Source organism: Bradyrhizobium sp. 23AC (assembly GCF_054863025.1).
This window is the reverse complement of the sequence record NZ_JAVAYN010000014.1, coordinates 151,311-167,443: the sequence shown is the minus strand read 5'-3', so window position 1 is coordinate 167,443 and position 16,133 is coordinate 151,311. Positions and strand designations below refer to the sequence as shown.

Sequence of the window (16,133 nt, the reverse complement as noted above, 5' to 3'; positions counted from 1 at the left end):
CTCACCGCGCCGGGAAATTGAGCGCATAGTCGCGGCCGTCCACTCCCGCCGGTGGCTCGAAGGGGAAGCGCAGACTGGTGTCGAGGAAGTCGTGGCTATGCACGACGAGGTTCTCGTCGTCGATCAACACGACGCCATAGGCGGGCGGTTCGTGGCTCGCCAGATGGTCGGTGGCGTTGGCGTCGAGCTCGAACCAGACCTGGTGGTTGGTGCCGCGCAGGGTGGAGAACGGGATCTTGCCGTAGCTGCCGAAGATCGGGCGGTGGACGTGGCCGAAGAAGAGGTGACGGATGCGGGCACGATAGGGCGCGATCACCTCGGCGAACTCCGCGCTCTGTTTCAGCCCGATCTCGTCCATCGCATGGACGCCGATCGGGAAGGGCGGGTGATGCATGAACACGACGAACTGCTGGCCGGCAGGCGCAGCCGCGAGGGACTTCGCCAGCCAGTCGAAGCGCTTGGCGCACATCTCGCCGGCGTGGCTGGTCTCGTCCAGCGTGTCGAGGAAGACGAACAGGCCATGTTCGGTGGTGCGCGTACCCTGCACGAAGCCGTTTGAATCGCGCGGCGCGGCCTTCAGCGCGTCGAGGCAGGTGACGCGGCGGTCGTGATTGCCGACCATGGCGATGTACGGGATCCTCAGCGCTGACATCGCGTCTGCGAAATTGGCGTAAGATTCCGGCTCGCCCCAATGGGTGAGGTCGCCGGTCACGACCGCGAAGGCGGCATCGGACTGGTGCGTGTTGATGTCGGCGATCGCCGCATCCAACCGGGCGCGCGGATCGAGGCCATAGAGCGTCAAACCGGGGTTCGCCAGATGCGTGTCGGTGAGGTGGATGAACTTGAAGGGCATGGCGCGCTTTGTCGGGACGGTTGGAGGATGGGCGCCTCCGGCAGGACGACCCTGACAGGCGGTTAGAGCGCGTGTGTTTCAGTTTGATGACAGTGGTTCCCGCGTCCACAGTGCTCGCTTCGTAGGGTGGATTAGCTGAAGGCGTAATCCACCACTGTGAGCCAACTTCAAGTTGTGCTATCGATGGGCGATGTCCGACTATCGCCGCGCATTCCTCGCAGGAGGATGCTGGTTCTTTACCGTGAACCTGCTCGATCGGCGGAAAGCTCTTTTGACCGACCAGATTGAGAGCCTACGAGACGCGGTCGCCGCAACGCGACAGAGCCACCCCTTCGCAATCGATGCTTTCGTGGTTCTGCCGGATCATCTCCGCGCAATCTGGAAGCTGTCGTCGGGCGACGCCGATTTTTCGGTGCGCTGGCGATTGATCAAGACACGTTTTGCCAAAGCACTCCCGGCGACCGAGCGGCTGAGCGCTGTCCGTTTCGCACGGAATGAACGCGGCATATGGCAGCACGGTTCTGGGAGCACCTGATCCGGGACGAGGCCGACTACGCCCGCCACGTCGAGTATTGTTATTACAATCCCGTCAAGCCCGGGCATGTGTCGCGGGTCTGCGACTGGCCGTATTCGTCATTTCACTGCGATGTTCGTGCAGGACTGCTTCCGGAGGATTGGGGCGGAGACACTCAGTTCGTCGGCGAGTTCGGAGAGCGGACGTGATAGCCGCGCCAATCTGTAGGGTGGATTAGCGAAGCGTAATCCACCTTTACTTTCCGGCGTCGAGAGAAGTGGTGGATTACGCCAGCGGACTGCGCCTTGCGCAGCCGCGGGCTAATCCACCCTACGCACCGGGTTTGTGGCTACGTCCCGCAGAACGTCCGCAACACCAGCTGGTCCGGCAGTGGAGGATCGGCATAGGCGGCGTAATCCGGCTGGTCCTCGAAGGGTTTCGCCAACACCTGCACCAGCTCCTCGAATGGCGCGTAGTCGTCGTTGTTCACCGCGGCCTGGATCACGGCCTCGACGCGGTGGTTGCGTGGGATGAAGGCCGGATTGACGGCGTGCATGGCGGCTTGTCGATCGGCAGCGCTCTGCGGCTCCAGCGCGATGCGGGCGCGCCAGCGGTCGGCCCATTCGTCGAAGGCTGCGGGCTCCATGAACTGCGCACGCGCATCCGCGCTGTCATCAACGGCGGCATCGCCGAGCTTGCGGAAGGTGAGGGTGAAGTCGGCCTGGTTCTTGGCCATGGCGTCGAGCAGGTCCTGGATCAGGGCCTCGTCGCCGTCGCGCTCGGTGAAGAAGCCGACCTTCTTGCGCAGGCCGGCCTGATAGGCGGCGCTGAACGTCTCGGCGAACGCGCCAAGAATGTCCTGGGCTTCGGCGACCGCCTTCTCCTGCTCGTCGGAGAACAACGGCAGCAGGCATTCGGCGAGGCGCGTCAGATTCCACAGCGCGATGCGCGGCTGGTTGGCGTAGGCGTAGCGGCCCATCTCGTCGATCGAGGAAAACACCTGCGAAGGGTTGTAGGCGTCCATGAAGGCGCAGGGACCGTAATCGATGGTCTCGCCGGAGATGGAGCTGTTGTCGGTGTTCATCACGCCGTGGATGAAGCCGACCAGCAGCCAGCGTGCGACAAGGTCGGCCTGGCGCGCGACGACGCCGGCGAGCAGCGCGTGATAGGGCCGCTCCACGTCCCGCAGCTCCGGGTAATGACGGGCAATGACGTGGTCGGCGAGCCGGCGGATTGCATCGGTGTCACGGCGGACGGCGAAGAACTGGAAGGTGCCGACGCGGATATGGCTGGAAGCAACACGCGTCAGCACCGCGCCGGGTAGCGCGGTCTCGCGAATGACGTGCTCGCCGGTAACGACGGCGGCGAGCGAGCGCGTGGTCGGGATGCCGAGCGCATGCATCGCTTCACTGACGATGTATTCGCGCAGCACAGGTCCGAGCGCGGCGCGGCCGTCGCCGCGGCGGGAGAACGGGGTGGGGCCCGAGCCCTTGAGCTGGATGTCGCGGCGGATGCCGTCTTTGTCGATGACCTCGCCGAGCAGAATGGCGCGTCCGTCGCCGAGCTGCGGGACGAACTGCCCGAACTGGTGGCCGGCATAGGCCATGGCGATCGGATCGGCTCCCGCGGGAACCGTCTTTCCCGCCAGGATCGCCGCGCCCTCAGGGGTCTCCAGCAAGTCGGGATCGAGCCCGAGCTGGACCGCTAGCGGCCGGTTCAGCTTGATCAGCCGGGGGGCGGCGACAGGGGTTGGCGCAACGCGGGCAAAGAAGCTGTCCGGCAGCGCCGAATAGGAGTTCTGGAAGGGGAAATGGACCGTCATGGGCTCAAGATAGGGCTGGAACGCCTGATGGCAAAGGCTCAGGTCCCAATAAGCCAAAAATGGGCGCATCCAGCCCCAAAACAGGCCGTTCCCTCGGTTGCCGCCTTGGGTCTCGTCGGGTAAACCCTGCCGCAATCTCGGACCGGCCCTTACAGGCCGTCCGATTCGTTTCCTCCGACATCATTTTTGGGACGACCATGCATCGCTACCGGTCACATACATGCGGCGCGCTCCGCGAGAGCAACATCGGCGAGACGGTCCGCCTGTCAGGCTGGGTCCATCGCGTTCGCGACCATGGCGGCGTGCTGTTCATCGACCTTCGCGACCATTACGGCCTGACCCAGTGCGTGGTCGACCCGGACTCGCCGGCGTTCTCGCTGGCCGAGAAGCTGCGCTCGGAATTCGTGGTGCGGATGGACGGCAAGGCCCGCCGGCGCCCCGAGGGCACCGACAATGACGATCTGCCGACCGGCAAGATCGAGATCTACGTCACCGAGATCGAGGTGCTGGGTCCGGCCGGCGATCTGCCGCTGCCTGTGTTCGGCGACCAGGAATATCCTGAAGACATCCGCCTGAAGTATCGCTTCCTCGACCTGCGCCGCGAGAAGCTGCACCAGAACATCATGACGCGCGTCGAGATCATCAAGTCGATGCGCAGGCGCATGGAAGGGCAGGGCTTCTTCGAGTTCAACACCCCGATCCTGACCGCGTCCTCGCCGGAAGGCGCGCGCGACTTCCTGGTGCCCTCGCGCATCCATCCCGGCAAGTTCTATGCGTTGCCGCAGGCGCCGCAACAGTACAAGCAGCTGCTGATGATGTCGGGCTTCGACCGCTACTTCCAGATCGCGCCCTGCTTCCGCGACGAGGACCCGCGCGCCGATCGTCTGCCGGGCGAATTCTATCAGCTCGACGTCGAGATGAGCTTTGTGACGCAGGAAGACGTGTTCGCCGCGATGGAGCCGGTCATCACCGGCGTGTTCGAGGAGTTCGCCAAGGGCAAGCCGGTGACCAAGGGATGGCGCCGGATTCCGTTCGCCGAGGCGCTGCGCAAATACGGCAGCGACAAGCCGGATCTGCGCAACCCCATCGAGATGCAGGACGTCTCCGAGCACTTCCGCGGCTCCGGCTTCAAGGTCTTTGCGCGTATGCTCGAAGACCCCAAGAATCAGGTCTGGGCGATCCCGGCCCCTGGCGGCGGCAGCCGCGCGTTCTGCGACCGCATGAATTCGTGGGCGCAGGGCGAGGGCCAGCCCGGCCTCGGCTACATCATGTGGCGCGAGGGCGGCGAGGGTGCAGGTCCGCTTGCGAACAACATCGGGCCGGAGCGCACCGCCGCGATCCGCGCGCAGATCGGCGTGAAGGAAGGCGATGCCGCCTTCTTCGTCGCCGGCGACCCCGACAAATTCTGGAAGTTTTCAGGGCTCGCCCGCAACAAGGTCGGCGAGGAATTGAACCTCACCGACAAGGAGCGGTTCGAGCTCGCCTGGATCGTCGACTTCCCGATGTACGAGTACAACGAGGACGACAAGAAGGTCGACTTCTCGCACAACCCGTTCTCGATGCCGCAGGGCGGTCTTGACGCGCTGAAGGGCCAGGATCCGCTGACCATCAAGGCGTTCCAGTACGACATCACCTGCAACGGCTACGAGATCGCTTCGGGCGGCATCCGCAACCACGTGCCGGAAGCGATGGTGAAGGCGTTCGAGATCGCGGGCTATGGCGAACAGGAAGTGGTCGATCGCTTCGGCGGCATGTACCGCGCCTTCCAGTACGGCGCGCCGCCGCATGGCGGCATGGCCGCGGGTGTCGACCGCATCGTGATGCTGCTTTGCGGCACGAACAATCTGCGCGAGATCTCGCTGTTCCCGATGAACCAGCAGGCGATGGATTTGCTGATGGGCGCGCCGTCGGATGCGACCACAAAACAGCTTCGCGAGCTGCATGTGCGGGTGAATCTGCCGCAGAAGTGAGTGGTGCATGCCCCGGACGCAGCGCAGCACGGTAGTGATGCGCTGCTGAGCCGGGGCCCACATTTCGGCGAACGGCAGGCCTTCTGGATCCCGGCTCTGCGCAGCGTCACTGCGTGCCGCAGCGCGTCCGGGACACGAGAGCTACAACCCCGTCGACGCCTCGATCCTGAACTGCGCCAGCGCGCCCTCGGGGTCGCTTTGCGACAGCTGCATCAATTGCATCAGCGGCACCTTGGCGCGGGGCGTTAGCTTGACGGTCAGCGTCTGCCCTGACGTCTCGACGAAACCGGCGAGCGCATCGACCGCCATTTTCACGTCGCCATTGGCCCCTGTGATCTTCTCGCCCTGCGCCCTGATCATCGCGACGATGGCGCTGCGCGCGGCGTCGCGGCTGACGTCCTGCATGCGCGCGAACTGCGCCACGACGAGATCAACGACGCCGCTGTCGCGCAGCGAGAGCTCGAACGTGCCGGTCTCGACCTGCGCCGCCTGGCCCATCGCCTGCAGGGGGTCGGTCGTGAACAGGCTGCGCGGGACGTTGGCAAGCCCAAAGCGGGCCTGCGCTTTGGCGAGGTTGCCGAGATCGAGCGTGGCCGGCGCGAGCGCGAATGCGCCGGACGATTCCGTCCAGGCCGCACCGAGATCGAGGTCGATCGCGAGCTTGTCGACGCCCGCCATGATCAGCGGCCGCTGCGCCGGATTTGTCGGATCGGTGGGCGTGACCATCTTCACGACCAGATTGGCCTTGCTCGGGATCGACCCGACCAGCTGACCCCAGTTCAGGCTGATCGTGTCGATGGTGACGAGCTGCCGCGTATTCTTGTAGGGCGCTACCACGCCCTTGATCTCGGCGCCTTCGAGCACGCGGAACAGGCCCAGCATCTGATCGGGCGAGGGAGCTCGTCCGGGATTGGCGAGGCCTGCGGCCCAGCGCATCAGATTCGCCACGCTGAACGACTTCAGCGCGAAGCGCTCCATCTTGAACTGCCCCTGCGGGGCCGGCGTATCGACGCCCTCGATCGCGAACTCGCCCTCGCGGTATCGGATCGCGTTGACCTTGCCGGTTCCCTGCGGCGTACCGATCGAAATCTTGCTGACCTCGGCCTTGCCGATGCGAAGACCCTCATAGACCCCGGCGAGCTTCTCCATCAACTCGCGAGACTGTGCCGGCGTCGGAACGGCTGATTGATCCTGCGGCAGCGCGGCAAATATCTCGGCCAGCCGGAATTTCGACGGCTGCACGTCGATGTCCTCCATCACGAAGCCGTCGATATCAACACGCACCCCCTGAGCCGATTTGAGCGCGTAGGGGCCGGCCGAGACGTGCCGGTAGACGCGGTGATAGGTCTCGTCACTGCTGGTCTGCGGATCGAGCGCGGCGATGATCGCGGTCGCATCGACATCATTGACGATGATGTTCGACAGCTCGCCGGTTAGCTTGTCCGGCTTGCCGGGCTGCTTCACGTCGACTGAGATGGCGGCGCGGTCTGCCTTCATCGCATCGATCTTGCCGTGCTTCAGGTTCTGGATCGCCAATCCGGAATAGGTGACCTCGCCGCTGCCACCGGGACCGTTGCCGGAATCGAAGCTCATCGTCAGCGTCGGCGCCGCGAGCGAGGATGCCGTGACGCTCGCGTATTGACCGAGCACGTAGCGGTAGAGGTCGATCAGGGAGCCGTTCGCCGGCGCCGTCCCGGTGTGAAGGGGGCCGGCATAGTCGCGCATCGTCAGTTGCGGGATCTTGTAGGACGCCTTCACCTTGGCCGGGCCGACCCGGTCCAACGCGACGTCGATGCCGGCGAAGTCGACGCTGTCGGCCGAAAACCTGCTGTCGTCGATCTGGCGAACGCCGGTGCCCTTGATGCCGGCGATCTTGATCTGCGCTTGCGGCTGGCTGCCGGGCGTGACCGCGATGTCCTCGATGGTCAGCGTCCGGGTCATCAGCTCGAACCCGATCTTGCCATGGCTCGCCTTGCCGCCGCCTGCGCGCAACTGCTCGAACGCTGCTTCGACCTCGCTCGTCATCCGGTGCTGGACATAGAGGTTGAAGCCGAACCATCCGCCCGCGCCGAGTACGGCTGCCACGATCAGGCCGATCAGGATTCGCTTCATTCCCAGCTCCAGTTGCTCGTTTTGCACCGCGCAACCTGCCATATTCGCGAAACGCCGCGCGGTCCAGGGAAAGCTATGGTTTTCAAATATTTGACCGCGCGCCCTGTTGATGGGCGCGCAATCGGATGTTGCCACCGGGGCGCCCGGCGTGCTTCATCCCGTTTCCATGACCCGGAAATACGGTCCGCTTGGACAGCCGCTTTCGGATCGTGCATTTTTGAGGCCGGTAACGCGAGGCGAGACACCGCATGTCGTCCTATTCTGATGATCTCCACCAGGCGGCGCTCGCCTATCACCGTCTGCCGCGCCCTGGAAAGCTCGAGATCCAGGCAAGCAAGCCGCTTGCCAACCAGCGCGACCTCGCGCTGGCCTATTCGCCGGGCGTCGCCGCGGCCTGCACCGAGATCGCCAAGAACCCGGCGGAAGCCGCCACGCTGACCACCCGCGCCAATCTGGTCGCCGTGGTCTCCAACGGTACCGCCGTGCTCGGCCTCGGCAATATCGGCCCGCTCGCCTCCAAGCCGGTGATGGAGGGCAAGGCCGTCCTGTTCAAGAAGTTCGCCGGTATCGACGTGTTCGACATCGAGATCGCCGCCGACACCATCGACCGCGTGGTCGAGACCGTCGCGGCGCTCGAGCCGACCTTCGGCGGCATCAATCTGGAAGACATCCGCGGACCGGAATGCTTCGAGATCGAGGCGCAGCTCAAGGAGCGCATGAAGATCCCGGTCTTCCATGACGACCAGCATGGCACCGCCATCATCGTCGCCGCTGCCATCACCAACGGCCTGCGCCTGAACGGCAAGAAGCTGTCCGACGTCAAGATCGTGGCGTCGGGGGCAGGGGCCGCGGCGATCGCCACGCTGAACCTGCTGGTGTCGATGGGCGCGCAGCGCAAGAACATCTGGGTCTGCGACATCGACGGCCTCGTGCATGAGGGCCGCAACACCACGATGGACCGCTGGAAGGCGGTCTATGCGCAGAAGACCGAGAAGCGCACGCTCGGCGACGTCATCGGCGGTGCCGACATCTTCATCGGTCTCTCGGCGCCGGGCGTGCTCAAGCCCGACATGGCCAAGGCCATGGCCGACAAGCCGCTGATCATGGCGCTCGCGAACCCGACGCCTGAGATCATGCCGGAAGAGGCGCGCAAGGTGCGCCCCGACGCCATGATCTGCACCGGCCGCTCCGACTATCCGAACCAGGTCAACAACGTCCTCTGCTTTCCCTTCATCTTCCGCGGCGCGCTCGATGTCGGCGCCAGCGCCATCAACGAGGAGATGAAGCACGCTGCCGTCGAGGCCATCGCGCAGCTCGCGCGCGAGGCGCCGTCGGACGCGGTCGCGCAAGGTTTTGATACCGGCGAGACGCAAGGGTTCGGCCCGGGCTCGCTGATCCCGAGTCCCTTTGATCCCCGGTTGATTCTACGCATCGCGCCGGCGGTGGCGAAGGCGGCGATGGAGTCGGGCGTGGCGACGCGGCCCATCACCAATTTCGACGAATACACCGCGCTGCTCGAGCGCTTCGCCTTCCGTTCCGGCCTCGTCATGAAGCCGATGTTCGCCAAGGCCAAGACCCAGCCGGTGCGCGTGATCTACGCCGAAGGCGAAGACGAGCGCGTGCTGCGCGCCACGCAGGTGGTGCTTGAGGAGAACCTGGCGCGGCCGATCCTGGTCGGCCGTCCTTCGGTCGTGGAGGCGCGCATCAAGCGCTTCGGCCTCTCGATCCGCGCCGGCAAGGATTTCGATCTCGTCAATCCCGAGGACGATCCGCGTTACCGCTCCTATGTGCAGTCCTATGTCGAGGTCGCCGGGCGCCGCGGCGTGACGCCGGATGCGGCGCGCACGGTGGTGCGTACCAACAACACGGTGATCGCTGCGCTCGCGGTCACGCGCGGGGAGGCGGATGCGATGCTTTGCGGCGTTGAGGGCCGCTACATGAGCCATCTGCGCCATGTTCGCGAGATCGTCGGTTTTTGCCCGGGCATCAGCGACTACGCGGCGCTGGCGCTGCTGATCACCAGCAAGGGCGCCTTCTTCATCGCCGACACGCAAGTTCGCCCCAATCCGAGCGCGGAGGAGCTCGCCGAGATCGCATCGCTCGCCGCGGTCCACGTGCAGCGCTTCAATATCAAGCCGAAGATCGCCTTCGTCTCGCACTCGGATTTCGGCAGCTACGACACCGATTCCTCGCGCAAGATGCGCCGCGCGACCCAGCTGTTGAAGGATAAGCATCCCGAGATCGAAGCCGACGGCGAGATGCAGGGTGACACGGCACTTTCGGCTGCGGCGCGAAAAATGGTGCTGCCGCACTCCAATCTCGAGGGCGAGGCCAACATCCTGATCATGCCGACGCTGGACACCGCTAACGTAGCCTATCAGATGATCAAGTCGCTGGCGGACGCGCTCCCCGTCGGCCCGATCCTGGTCGGCCCGGCGCGCCCGGCGCATATTCTGACGCCGTCGGTGACGGCGCGCGGCATTCTCAACATGACGGCCGTCGCGGTCGTCGAAGCGCAGGAGCGTGCGGCACGGCAGCCGACGTTGTTTACGTAGGCCTCTAGCGTCATCGGCGCTGCAATCCCTTCTCCCCTTGTTGTGGGAGAAGGTGGCGCGAAGCGCCGGATGAGGGGTCGTTTCCGCGCCTCGGGATCTCGCGAGTTTCCGCGCCGAGAGATACCCCTCATCCGTCTCGCCGCTTTGCGGCGAGCCACCTTCTCCCACAAGGAGAAGGGAAGAGACGGCCAACCTTGAATTACTTTCAGTTCTCCATTTCCCCGTTTGTAAAGCGGCGCGCGACTCTTCATAATCCTCGCGCGTTCCGTGCTTAGCGCTTTGCCAAGAGGCCGATCATGCCAGCGTTCGTGACTTTCGGGCGAATCCTGTTCGCCGTGCTGTTCATCTACACGGGCGCGACCAAGCTCTTTGCCATCCAGGCGACCGCCGACTTCATTGCCACCAAGGTCGTGGTGCCCGACATCGTCGCGCCTTACGCCAAGCAGGTGGAGACCGCCACCGCCATGACCACGCCGCAGCTGCTGGCGATCGCCGTGGGCGCGCTCGAGATCATCGCGGGGCTGATGATCGCGCTGAATTTCGGCGCGCGGTTCTTCGCGATGCTGATGATCGTCTATGTCGCGGTCGCGACCGTGCTGTTCGACGACTTCTGGAACCAGGCGCCGCCCGACAACGCCAAGATGGTGGTCGACGCGCTGAAGAATCTCTCGATCATCGGCGCCTTGTTCATGATCATGGGATACGGCCGCACCACGCGTCCGGCCGAGGCGGCGTACGGGGACGTCTGAGGGCCTAGGGTCGGCGCCAGGGTGTCACAGTCACCTCATGCGCCGCGTCGAGCAAATACGGCGCGCCCGGCTGCATCCCGTGCGACGTCAGCACCTCCTGCGGGCTGCGCTGGGGCACGCCGACGAAACAGCCTTCGCCGCCGGGCAGACGCACATGCGGGGCTTCCGACAGCCAGAACGTATCGTAGCGGCCCATGAACATCTCGAACACGGCTGGGCCGCCGATGATGGCGATCATGCCGGAGGCGACATCGGCAAAGGCGCTGGCCTCCTCGAAGCTCGCCTGTTCCGGATTCCACAGCGTCGCGTTCGGCATCTCCGGATCGACGGTGAGCGCCTTGATTTTGCGGGTCAGGATCAGCCGCTTGCGCTTCGGCGAATTCGGCTGCTGCTCATGCGAGTGGCGGCCGTGCACGATCAGCGCGGCGCGATCGAGCGCCTGCTCGAAGAACAGCTTGTCGCCGTCGAACCTCAGGCTGTCGGGCATGACGTGGCCGGCGTCGGCGAGCATGCCGTCCGCCGAGACGATGACGTAGCCTTCGATACGGAAAGACAATGGCCGTCTATTCGGAAACGGTCGTCACCACGGAGTTGACTGGGCGCTGGCTCACCGTCGGCAGCTTGGCGTCCTTGAGCAGCTCCTGGTCGTATTCGGGCAGCGACGAGGCCGGGAATTTGGCGCGCATCGCCACCACCTTGTAGCCGCCGGCCTTCAGGCGCTTGAGCAGCTCGGGCAGGGCCTCCGCAGTGTGCTTCTGGAAGTCGTGCATCAGGATGATGCCCTTGCCCTTGGTGTCGAGCTTCTTCATCACGGTCTCGACCACCTTCTCGGGCTTGGAAGCCTTGAAGTCGAAAGAGTCGATATCGCAGGAGAAGATCGCGGTGTTGCGGTTGCCGAGATAGGTGACCATCTCCGGCGGATGCTGAAGCGCCGGGAAGCGGAAGAACGGCGAGGGCGAGATGCCGCCGAGCGCCCACTTCACCGCGGACAGGCCCTTCTCGATCTCTTCCTTGCGCTGCGCTTCGTTAAGCTTCTTGTTGTTGAGATTGGCGTGCGACCAGGTGTGGGTGCCAACGGTGTGGCCGGCGTTGTAGACCTGCTTCAGGATCTCCGGCTCATAGGTCGCGTGCTTGCCGATCGAGAAGAAGATGCCGGTGGTGCATTCGTCGGCGAGCGCCTTCAGCACGGCGGGCGTGTTCTTCGGCCAGGGGCCGTCGTCGAAGGTCAGCACCACCTCCTTGTCGCGCAGGAAGTCGAGGTCCTTGAAATGCTCGAAGCCGAAGCCGGGACCGCCCGTGGTGTCGATCTCGACGGTGCGGGCGACACCGAGCGCGCCCGGCGTGTTGCAGGCCGCGCGGGCCGGCTGCGGCGCCTGCTTGGGCGGAGGCGGATTGACGAAGCCTGCCGGCGCGGCGGCTGCCGCGGGAGCTCCCGGCGGAGCCGCAGCAGGCGCGGCCGCGGCCGGCGTCGCCGCGGGTGCGGATTGCGTCGCAGCTGCGGGCTTTGCGGCCGGGGTCTGCGACCATGCTGCGCCGGTCATTGCAACCGACATCGCGCTTGCCAAAATCAGTCCTGCCGCCACACGCATGGTGTTGTCCTCGAGATTGATCCCGTTGTTCCGCCGCTGCTTTTCGCCCTCGGCAAAAACCGTCCTGCCCCAAACGATCCTAGCCTAGATGGTGGGCCATCGCCATTGCAACGGCTGTTTGGCATCCCGCCACAATTGTGCCCAGCCGGATTGGGGCGCCGCGCGTCAACTGTCGGCCAGCGTCCTGGCAATGGCCGTCTTGATCCGCGTGTCGGCCGGTTCGACCGCGGACGGAAAGACCTCGGCAATATAGCCGTCGCGCCCGATCAGGTATTTGTGGAAGTTCCAGCGCGGAACTTCCCGCGGCCGCGCGTCGGCGGCCCATTTGTAGAAGGGATGCGCCTTTGCGCCGACGACGTTCGCCTTAACCGCAACCGGGAAGGTAACACCATATTGGTGGTGGGCGGTCTCCGTGATCTCGCTGCTGCCGCCCGGCTCCTGGCCGCCGAAATCGTTGGAGGGCACGCCGATCACGGTGAGCCCCCGCGCGCGAAACTCGTTCCAGATCTCCTGCAGGCCGGCATATTGCGGCGTGTAGCCACAGAGCGAGGCCGTGTTGACCACCAGCAGTGGCTTGCCAGTGAAGGCGGCAAGGCGGATGTCGTCGCCGGACAAAGCGGGGAAGGAGAAGGCATAGGCCGAGATCCGGCTCATGCCGCCATCGGCGAGCGCGCGCGTTGCCGGCGCGAGCATGCCTGCAAGCGCCGCGGTGAGCATCGTTCTGCGATCTATCATGACGGCGTCCCCCGAAATGATCCGGGCCGCATGTTACTCCGCCGCCGCGACCTGCCTCGTCAACACCGCGTTATCGGGGGCGCCGTGAAACAGGTCAGTACAGGCGGACGATGAAATCGGTGCCTTCGCCGGTCTCGCCCTGGTTGATGCCCTGGTCCGAGATGATGATCGAGCCGCCTGATGTCAGCATCTCGTTGATCTTCGCCATGGTGTCGGCGGGGATAGAGATGCGGTCGAGGGCCGCGGCCGGGCTGTCCGGCGTGACCACGGGCTTGGCAATCACAGGCTTGGCGGCGACAGGGATCACCGCAGCGCCGCCCTTGCGGCGCGTGAGGCGGCTGTCGTCCTCGCGGGCCGCGGAACGGGCGGAGACCGGCAACGACACCACCGACCAACGCAGCGCATTGGAGTCGGTCTTGTCGAGCTCGGCGGTGAAGATATGCGTGCCGAGCGGACGGTCGCTCGTCGCGATCGTGATCGGGACCTCGAACAGCGGCGCGAAATTCTGCCGCACGTAGAGCTTGGAATCCTTGCGGCTGATGAAGACGGCGATCTGGCCGGCCCGCTTGGGCGCTTCCGGCTTTCCGGCCACCGCCGGTTCGGCAACGCGGCCGTCATCCTTCTTCGCGTCGGGCGAGGCGGCGAGCGCAGGCGCCGGCGCATCGGGCGTCTTCGCGGAGTCCGCGGCTTCAGTCTTGACCGGCTCGGTCTTGACAGCTTCGACCTTGTCGGTGGCGGGCTTGTCGTCGCTAGCCGGCTTGGCGGCTTCCTCCGATTGAGGGTTGGCCGCGTCGGATGCCTCGGCCGTCTTGGTCTTGTCGGCCGGCACGGCGGCTTCCTCGCGGGCTGACGCATTGCCCGTGGTCACATCCGACATCGCGACGTGTCCGACGGAGGTGCGCAGCTCGAGCACGCTGTCGGCGCTGGCAGTTTTGGTCTCGGCGGCTTTGGTCGGCGCGGTGCCCTTGTCGGCCTTGTCGCCGACATTGGTCTGCGGCTCCAGGCTGGCCGCAGGCTGCGGCGGCACGCGCGACGAGGCGAGCAGGGGATGGGAGAAACTGTGCGGCGTCATCTCGCCGGGCGCGACGATGACGCGCGCGCCCATCCTGGTCCAGTTCCACATCTTCACCGCGAACGCCATCGGCATGCGGATGCAGCCATGCGAGGCCGGATAACCCGGCAGCACGCCGGCATGCATGGCGACACCGGACCAGGTGATCCGCTGCATGTACGGCATCGGCGCGCCGCTATAGATGTTGGAGTGGTGGAATTTGTGCTTCTGGATGACGCTGAACACACCCATCGGCGTCGAATGGCCCTTCATGCCTGTCGACACCGGAGATTCCGCGAACACACCGTTGGTGTCGTAGACCGTGACCTTCTGCCGGTCGATCGATACGACGATGACCAGCGGCCCTTGGGGCTTGGTCCCGGCTTCCTTCCCTGCGACAGCTTCCTTCTTGACGGCAGCGCCGCGCTTCGGCGGCTTCTGACGCGGTGTTTCGGGATGCCGGTCCTGCCGGGCGTAATAGGACCCGTCAGAATAATCCGTCCAATAATAAAATGCTGCGTCTGCCTGGCTGGTCGCGCCGATCACACCCGCCGCCGTCAAAATGGCGACCTGCCACAGCCGCGCCGGCTTGGCAGAAAAACCCGACCCGTTCACGCTGCTCATCCTCGAATCCATAATCCAAATCAGAAGTTAGTCTCGCAGAGGGGATACGCGTTCACCAGCAGGGCGGTTCTGCCATCAGCTACATTTGTCCAACTCGTAGCAAAAAAGCCTCACGGAGCGGTAAACGGCGGCCGCGCCCGTCCGTCCGTCGTCTTCCTGAGCGGCTGCCTCATGCCTACATTGTGGCGACTTGTTAGCGGAGAACTTCATGTCATCTCGTTTCCTCGGTCTTTCCGGCATCCGCTTGAAAGGCTTAGCTTTCTTCCTCCTTGCCCTGGTCGTGCCGGCGGCATCCGCTTCGGCCGCCGACGAGCCCGATCTGATCTTCCGCCGCTCCACCGTGTTCAAATGGATGAGCCCGAACGACAAGCTCGCGACCTATGGTCTCGACGATCCCGAAGTTGAGGGAGTCGCCTGTCATTTCACCGTGCCGGAGAAGGGCGGATTCAAGGGCTGGCTGGGCCTTGCCGAGGAGGTCTCGGATATCTCGCTGGCCTGCCGCCAGGTCGGCCCGATCAAGTTCAAGAACAAGATGGAGCAGGGCGACGACATGTTCCGCCAGCGCCGCTCGCTGTTCTTCAAGAAGATGCAGATCGTGCGCGGCTGTGACAGCAAGCGCAACGTGCTGGTCTACATGGTCTATTCGGACAGGCTGATCGAGGGCTCGCCGAAGAACTCGACCTCGACCGTGCCGATCATGCCGTGGGGACCGGCGGACGCAAACATCCAGAAGTGCGGCGAGTTCTTCACTCAGTGACGCGCTTGCGTTTCACTCAGCGCGGCTGGCCCGCGGTTTGACAAGGTGCGAGCCGGTCAGGCGCACGAACGCTTGTGGCGCGGCTTCAAAGCCGCGGCCAGACTGCAACGACATTGCGCCGGCTGAGGCGACGCGATTCGATCGTTGATCTCCGCGGTCCGTCCGTTGGTCCGCCTCGCGCGGCATTGCGCGATCTTGCGCCGCCATAATGGCCATCCCTCAAGTGAATGCGCCCGGTGATCCGGGCGTCCTGGCTTCGATGGCTTGGGTCGCGGCCGGCGTTCTCCCGGTTCGACCCAGCCTTCGTTTGCCGCTCCATTCAGCAGAAAAACGTAAAATGCGTGTGAAGTGGGTGAGGCGGGAGCATGACGGCGGCGACGTCCGGTGTGTGCGTGCACGGCATCCGGAACTTGGAGGGGGACTTTGAGCTGCGGCAGGACCCGTCTGAAATGATTGGTCTTTTCGGAGAATTGTGTCGTCGTCTCGGGCCGGACGAAACAATTCTCACGCAAGATGAAACCATTTTGCGCTTTTGGCGCATCACGCGCGAAACCGCCCATGGTTATCAGCTTCACAACGACGAACGGCGCACCGCCGGCCACGGAAATTCGGAGACAAGTCCATGCGCGCGCTCAGCTTCATCCTTGCCTTCGGTTTCGTGATTGCCGGCTCTTCGTTCGCGGGTGCGCCAGACGGCAATCTCCCCGGTGTCGGCACCTTCCAGTACAGCGGCTCGCCGATCATCCCCACGACGTCGCAGTCGATCGTGGTTGCCGCGCGCTTCTGATCGATAACAAGAAAA

The 16,133-nt window shown here is 64.7% G+C and carries 12 protein-coding genes and 1 pseudogene; 6 read left to right on the top strand and 7 right to left on the bottom strand.

What is annotated here, in order from left to right; all coding sequences use genetic code 11:
- Window position 1: 1 nt before the first annotated feature.
- A complete protein-coding gene (locus RAD10_RS28050; RefSeq protein WP_461620029.1) occupies window positions 2–853 on the bottom strand; it encodes a phosphodiesterase in 852 nt (283 codons plus the stop codon).
- 190 nt (window positions 854–1,043) lie between these two features.
- Between RAD10_RS28050 and RAD10_RS28045 the strand changes: the two are divergent.
- Window positions 1,044–1,576: pseudogene (locus RAD10_RS28045) on the top strand (REP-associated tyrosine transposase).
- Between the two features lie 140 nt (window positions 1,577–1,716).
- Here the strand turns inward: RAD10_RS28045 and RAD10_RS28040 are convergent.
- A complete protein-coding gene (locus RAD10_RS28040; RefSeq protein ID WP_461620028.1) occupies window positions 1,717–3,189 on the bottom strand; it encodes a protein adenylyltransferase SelO in 1,473 nt (490 codons plus the stop codon).
- A 197-nt stretch (window positions 3,190–3,386) separates the two neighbouring features.
- On the opposite strand from RAD10_RS28040, the gene aspS reads away from it, so the two are divergent.
- On the top strand, window positions 3,387–5,159 hold the full coding sequence (gene aspS, locus RAD10_RS28035; RefSeq protein WP_461620027.1) for an aspartate--tRNA ligase: 1,773 nt from the start codon (window positions 3,387–3,389) through the stop codon (window positions 5,157–5,159).
- 141 nt (window positions 5,160–5,300) lie between these two features.
- On the opposite strand, the gene RAD10_RS28030 is transcribed toward aspS, so the two are convergent.
- Complete coding sequence (locus RAD10_RS28030) at window positions 5,301–7,271, bottom strand: hypothetical protein (RefSeq protein ID WP_461620026.1); 1,971 nt, start codon at window positions 7,269–7,271, stop codon at window positions 5,301–5,303.
- 248 nt (window positions 7,272–7,519) lie between these two features.
- Here RAD10_RS28030 and RAD10_RS28025 point away from each other — a divergent pair, with 248 nt between their 5' ends.
- Together RAD10_RS28025 and RAD10_RS28020 are read left to right on the top strand one after the other, a co-directional pair.
- Complete coding sequence (locus RAD10_RS28025) at window positions 7,520–9,826, top strand: NADP-dependent malic enzyme (RefSeq protein ID WP_461620025.1); 2,307 nt, start codon at window positions 7,520–7,522, stop codon at window positions 9,824–9,826.
- Between the two features lie 296 nt (window positions 9,827–10,122).
- A complete protein-coding gene (locus tag RAD10_RS28020) occupies window positions 10,123–10,575 on the top strand; it encodes a DoxX family protein (RefSeq protein ID WP_338306866.1) in 453 nt (150 codons plus the stop codon).
- 4 nt (window positions 10,576–10,579) lie between these two features.
- Here RAD10_RS28020 and RAD10_RS28015 read toward each other — a convergent pair whose 3' ends face one another.
- The 4 genes from RAD10_RS28015 to RAD10_RS28000 form a co-directional block, all read right to left on the bottom strand.
- Complete coding sequence (locus tag RAD10_RS28015; RefSeq protein WP_461620024.1) at window positions 10,580–11,131, bottom strand: dihydrofolate reductase; 552 nt, start codon at window positions 11,129–11,131, stop codon at window positions 10,580–10,582.
- Between the two features lie 7 nt (window positions 11,132–11,138).
- Window positions 11,139–12,164 (bottom strand): polysaccharide deacetylase family protein, encoded by a 1,026-nt coding sequence (locus RAD10_RS28010; protein WP_461620023.1) that lies wholly within the window; start codon window positions 12,162–12,164, stop codon window positions 11,139–11,141.
- A gap of 165 nt (window positions 12,165–12,329) precedes the next feature.
- A complete protein-coding gene (locus RAD10_RS28005) occupies window positions 12,330–12,899 on the bottom strand; it encodes a glutathione peroxidase (protein ID WP_461620022.1) in 570 nt (189 codons plus the stop codon).
- Between the two features lie 94 nt (window positions 12,900–12,993).
- A complete protein-coding gene (locus RAD10_RS28000) occupies window positions 12,994–14,574 on the bottom strand; it encodes a L,D-transpeptidase (protein ID WP_461620021.1) in 1,581 nt (526 codons plus the stop codon).
- Between the two features lie 208 nt (window positions 14,575–14,782).
- Here RAD10_RS28000 and RAD10_RS27995 point away from each other — a divergent pair, with 208 nt between their 5' ends.
- On the top strand, window positions 14,783–15,331 hold the full coding sequence (locus RAD10_RS27995) for a CreA family protein (protein WP_461620020.1): 549 nt from the start codon (window positions 14,783–14,785) through the stop codon (window positions 15,329–15,331).
- Window positions 15,332–15,953: 622 nt separating this feature from the next.
- On the top strand, window positions 15,954–16,118 hold the full coding sequence (locus RAD10_RS27990; RefSeq protein WP_461620019.1) for a hypothetical protein: 165 nt from the start codon (window positions 15,954–15,956) through the stop codon (window positions 16,116–16,118).
- Window positions 16,119–16,133: the final 15 nt, after the last annotated feature.

Coding starts and splice junctions, on each gene's coding strand:
- RAD10_RS28000 (WP_461620021.1), bottom strand. CDS start 14,574: ATGAGCAGCGTGAACGGGTCGGGTTTTTCTGCCAAGCCGGCGCGGCTG.
- aspS (WP_461620027.1), top strand. CDS start 3,387: ATGCATCGCTACCGGTCACATACATGCGGCGCGCTCCGCGAGAGCAAC.
- RAD10_RS28030 (WP_461620026.1), bottom strand. CDS start 7,271: ATGAAGCGAATCCTGATCGGCCTGATCGTGGCAGCCGTACTCGGCGCG.
- RAD10_RS28025 (WP_461620025.1), top strand. CDS start 7,520: ATGTCGTCCTATTCTGATGATCTCCACCAGGCGGCGCTCGCCTATCAC.
- RAD10_RS28050 (WP_461620029.1), bottom strand. CDS start 853: ATGCCCTTCAAGTTCATCCACCTCACCGACACGCATCTGGCGAACCCC.
- RAD10_RS28040 (WP_461620028.1), bottom strand. CDS start 3,189: ATGACGGTCCATTTCCCCTTCCAGAACTCCTATTCGGCGCTGCCGGAC.
- RAD10_RS28020 (WP_338306866.1), top strand. CDS start 10,123: ATGCCAGCGTTCGTGACTTTCGGGCGAATCCTGTTCGCCGTGCTGTTC.
- RAD10_RS28005 (WP_461620022.1), bottom strand. CDS start 12,899: ATGATAGATCGCAGAACGATGCTCACCGCGGCGCTTGCAGGCATGCTC.
- RAD10_RS28010 (WP_461620023.1), bottom strand. CDS start 12,164: ATGCGTGTGGCGGCAGGACTGATTTTGGCAAGCGCGATGTCGGTTGCA.
- RAD10_RS27995 (WP_461620020.1), top strand. CDS start 14,783: ATGTCATCTCGTTTCCTCGGTCTTTCCGGCATCCGCTTGAAAGGCTTA.
- RAD10_RS27990 (WP_461620019.1), top strand. CDS start 15,954: ATGCGCGCGCTCAGCTTCATCCTTGCCTTCGGTTTCGTGATTGCCGGC.